The sequence below is a fragment of the Thermovirga sp. genome, from assembly GCA_012523215.1.
Classification (GTDB): Bacteria; Synergistota; Synergistia; order Synergistales; family Thermovirgaceae; genus 58-81.
On sequence record JAAYIZ010000157.1, the window covers coordinates 1 to 3,765 of the forward strand.

The window sequence follows — 3,765 nt, forward strand, 5'->3', positions numbered from 1 at the left end:
ATCCCCACCGAAAAGGAATGCCTTGCCTTGTGGGAGATCCTATCGACCCCCCGGGAGGTCCGCGAACACTGTCGCATTGTGGCGGAGGTTGCCACTGGACTCATCCAGGTTTTGAAGGACGCCTCCCCCGTCGACCCCGAAAACCTGGAAGCGGCGGCGCTTCTCCACGATATGGCCAGAACCGGGCGGGATCACGCCGAAGCGGCGGCAAGGACGCTGGAATTTTGGGAATTTCCCGAAACGGCTGACCTGGTAAGGTATCACATGGATCTCCCGGAAGGAGAACCGCTTCTCTCCGGAAGGTCACTACTCTACCTTGCCGACAAGGTCGTTTCCGGTGACAGGGTGGTGGGCCTGGAGCAAAAACGGGAGGAAATGGAGAAAAAATTCGCGGCCGATCCCGCCGCCCTCGAGCCAGCCCGAAGGAGGCTCCAGAGGGCCTTCGAAATAGGAAGGACCATCGAAAACACTTCAGGCGAAAACCTTCAGCACCTGCTTAAGACCCGGTATTGATGACCGCGGGGTCAATTTTCCCAGTCCCTTTTAGGTTTTCGATGGGGTAACGAATCCCCGGCTTCCACCAAGACATTTACCTCCTCCGGAACCCCTGGCACCATCCTGAGCCGCCTTGCTGTCCTGTCCGGAGTATCCTCATAGGGTTCGGTCACAGCCAGCGTCACATTGAGCGCCTCCGGAACATCTCCTTCACCGTAACGAAGGGATGCCTGGAAATCCTCCACCCAGGGCATTCGCCAAAGAGAGTCCGCCACATCGTAAAACCTGAGCGGGGCGCCTTGTGCCCCTTTACGGGGAAGACGTCCCAGGATCTCAACCCGTTTCAGCGGTGACCCGCAAGGACATGGGCCGGGAAGGATCCTGCCTTCGTCCCCGGTACGGTAGCGTATCAACGGGAATGAAAGCCGCCGGAGCATGGTGATTACAATTTCACCCCACTCCCCTTCAGGGAGAGATCTCCCCCCGGAGTCGATAATTTCCACCAGAATATCGAACTCCCTTACATGACATCCCTGCCTGGCCAAGCATTCAACGGCGCACCCCCAGCCGGATTCAGTGAGACCGTAGTGATTGAAGGATGCGCACTTCCATCTTTCCTCTATCCTTTCCCTGATGGAGGGCGTAGCCATGTCCGCGCTGAGCAAGACAAACTCGGGACTATGCAGGGTCCTCCCAGCCACGAGGACCAACTGTCCCGGAAGCCCGACGATCACAGCCGGTTGGTGTTCATCGATCCACGCTGCCGCAACCCGGGGGTCGTGGATCAGTCCAAAGACAAGAGTTCCACAGCCCAGGCGCCCCAACGCCGATCGGAGAGTCCATCCAATGCTGTCGGGAGCGGGTCCCTCCATGAAAACGGCGACAACGCTCCCCGGCAGTGTGAAGGTGGACATCCCGTACAGGAAAAAATCCTCTGTGGCTTTCAGATCCTCGTCGGTGAAAAACAGCCTTTTGGCTGCCACTGTCCCCGATGTGCCGATCGTTACAATCCGCCTAATCTCCGATTGGGAGACCGTAATGAACCGGGACTCCGAGGCCGTCAAGTCCGAGGGGAGCGTAAAGGGGAGCTCGGTGAAAGGGGCTTTTTCAAACCTTTCAAACCTCTTTTTATAAAAAGGCGAATGGGAGACAGCGTGAGAAAGCAACTTGCTGATAAGAGCCGCCTGGGCAGTCTCGATTTGCTTCCTGCTCCTGATCCTGTCCGCGGATATCTCGTATCCCCGGTGGGGATACTCTCTCGCAAGGAGGTCCGCAACCCATGAGTCAAGAGGAGAGATCGATAGGCTCATCGGCGGCGATGCAGGGATTTGCCGTCCCTGGACGTCAGATTCCATGCACAAAAAGGGACCAGGTCACCGTCCGGGGCAGCCACGTGGATACAGCAGAACCGCAGCCTTTCAAGGTCCAGATTTTCCGCGTCCTGGAAGGCCATGGCGCTGACGCTGAAGCTCCCCCTGCGATGGAGCCGGATGAATCTCTCGAAGACCTCCTCTATTCCCATCCCCGGTTGTTCCTTCGGATCTTCCCCAGTGATATCCGCTCCCCACCGGCGGCGGACACTCTCGATGGAGCTCCGGAAGCCTTCATCGGGGGTCCTGTCGCAGCGGCAGGACTCATTGGCAATAGGAATAATCCTGTCCTTATCCTCTACCAGGTATACCGCCCGAAAGGAGCACCTCTCGTGCTCGCAGCGGGAGGGCTTGAAATGGGAGACCTGGATCATCCCCCTGGTCTGCTCCTCCAGGTTTCTCATTAGTCTCGGAAGGGTAAGGCGTTTTCTGTCTTCCGGCGGTTCCGGATATCGTCCGAAATAGCTCATGGGCTGAAAGTGAACCCCTCTGACGACGGGAAACCGTTCGAGACCGAAGCGGACTATATCTCCCATCTCCCCATCGTTGACACCCCCGGCAAGAGTTGGCACCAGGACAACACCTAACCCGGCCTTTCCGCAAGAACGGACCGCTTCTTCCTTCACCGCCCGGAGGGGTCTTCCCCTTAGTGACAGGTGAGTAGATTCGCGCAGGCCGTCAAACTGCAGAAAAACCCATCCAAGACCCGCCTCTTTCAGTTTTTCCGCATAGCCCGGCTCCTCGGCAATTCGCAGCCCGTTGGTGTTGAGCTGGATCCCGGTGAAATCCAGGCCTGAGGCGAGACGGAGCAGTCCGGGAAGGTCCTCTCTCAAAGTGGGCTCTCCTCCGGATACCTGCAGAATGGATCGGGGAGCTTTTTCGCTTGCCTTCTTCAGAAGACCGCAAATAAACTTGAAATCGGGTTCAACGGGACTCCCTGCGTCGGCGAAGCAGACCGGGCATTTCAACTGGCATCGCTCGGTGACCTCGATCAGGACGGCACAGCTTTTCTGCCTGTGATCCGGGCAGAGACCGCAACCTCCCGGACAGTCCCTTGGAGGTGCATCCTCAGGACCCGAAAGAGGAAAGCGTGAAGAGGTCCAGTCCTCCAGGGCGGGTTCCCCTTCCCACACCAGGCATGTGAATTCTCCGTGATCAGGGCACTTTTTGACGAGATAAACAGAGCTCCCCCGGCGTTCAAGGGTTGCCGATACCTGCTCCAGGCATATAGGGCAGACGCTGTGGGTTTTCCTCAGGGTAGCCATCAGGGTGGACATCCTTCCCTCACATCGACACCATGTTCCTCAAGAAGCCTGATGGTCTTGACCAGCGTTTCGAGAACGAGGGGAAAGCACTGTTGCATGCCAGCATCGAGATCGTCTCCCAAGATCTCCCTGCAGGAGATGCCTCCCCCTGCCCCGCTCCAGTTCTCCCGAAACCAGCAATAAAGTTCCTCGATCATCGTGACGAGGCCAGGGTCCTTTTCCTCACCTTGGGTCCCTTTACCAACATAGAAACCTAAAAGACAACAGGCCCCGGTCAGGGCTCCGCATGTGCCGAGACCGGAATAAACGCCCCGGCAGAGGCCACTCATGGCAGCCGTCAAATCCCGGTTATCCCTTCCGGTCAATGCCGTTCCCGCCAGGGTCATGATCTGGGAACAGCAAAACCCTTCCTGGGCCCATCCCATTACCGCTCTCTCCAGGTCTCCCATCGTCTTTCACCCGCTTTAAAGGAACTTGTTCCTGTTTTTTGCAAGCCAGAGACCATAGCCCCTGGTGCTGCAACGTACCTCCCGCCCCTCCATGACACCCGCCCACACCAGCTTTGCGGCGCATTCCCGGAGAAGGCACGAATGGTCTTCGAAGGTCTCCACGCGGAATCCGCCCTCGTGGAAAAT

The 3,765-nt window shown here is 57.8% G+C and carries 5 protein-coding genes; 1 reads left to right on the plus strand and 4 read right to left on the minus strand.

Annotation, left to right across the window (positions count from 1 at the left end; genetic code table 11):
* Positions 1-27: 27 nt before the first annotated feature.
* On the plus strand, positions 28-513 hold the full coding sequence (locus GX108_04215; GenBank protein ID NLO56243.1) for an HD domain-containing protein: 486 nt from the start codon (positions 28-30) through the stop codon (positions 511-513).
* A gap of 11 nt (positions 514-524) precedes the next feature.
* On the opposite strand, the gene GX108_04220 is transcribed toward GX108_04215, so the two are convergent.
* The 4 genes from GX108_04220 to GX108_04235 are packed head-to-tail and all read right to left on the minus strand — an operon-like array spanning position 525 to position 3,741.
* Entirely contained in the window at positions 525-1,805 is a 1,281-nt protein-coding gene (locus GX108_04220) for a phenylacetate--CoA ligase family protein (GenBank protein NLO56244.1), read from the minus strand.
* Complete coding sequence (locus GX108_04225) at positions 1,802-3,130, minus strand: radical SAM protein (GenBank protein NLO56245.1); 1,329 nt, start codon at positions 3,128-3,130, stop codon at positions 1,802-1,804. Before GX108_04225 ends, GX108_04220 begins: the two co-directional genes overlap by 4 nt.
* On the minus strand, positions 3,130-3,579 hold the full coding sequence (locus tag GX108_04230; GenBank protein NLO56246.1) for a C_GCAxxG_C_C family protein: 450 nt from the start codon (positions 3,577-3,579) through the stop codon (positions 3,130-3,132). The genes GX108_04225 and GX108_04230 overlap by 1 nt, the downstream gene beginning before the upstream one ends.
* 15 nt (positions 3,580-3,594) lie before the next feature.
* The gene (locus GX108_04235) at positions 3,595-3,741 is read right to left on the minus strand and encodes a hypothetical protein (GenBank protein NLO56247.1); all 147 of its coding nucleotides are present in this window, start codon (positions 3,739-3,741) and stop codon (positions 3,595-3,597) included.
* Positions 3,742-3,765: the final 24 nt, after the last annotated feature.

Coding starts and splice junctions, on each gene's coding strand:
- GX108_04220 (NLO56244.1), bottom strand. CDS start 1,805: ATGAGCCTATCGATCTCTCCTCTTGACTCATGGGTTGCGGACCTCCTT.
- GX108_04225 (NLO56245.1), bottom strand. CDS start 3,130: ATGGCTACCCTGAGGAAAACCCACAGCGTCTGCCCTATATGCCTGGAG.
- GX108_04230 (NLO56246.1), bottom strand. CDS start 3,579: ATGGGAGACCTGGAGAGAGCGGTAATGGGATGGGCCCAGGAAGGGTTT.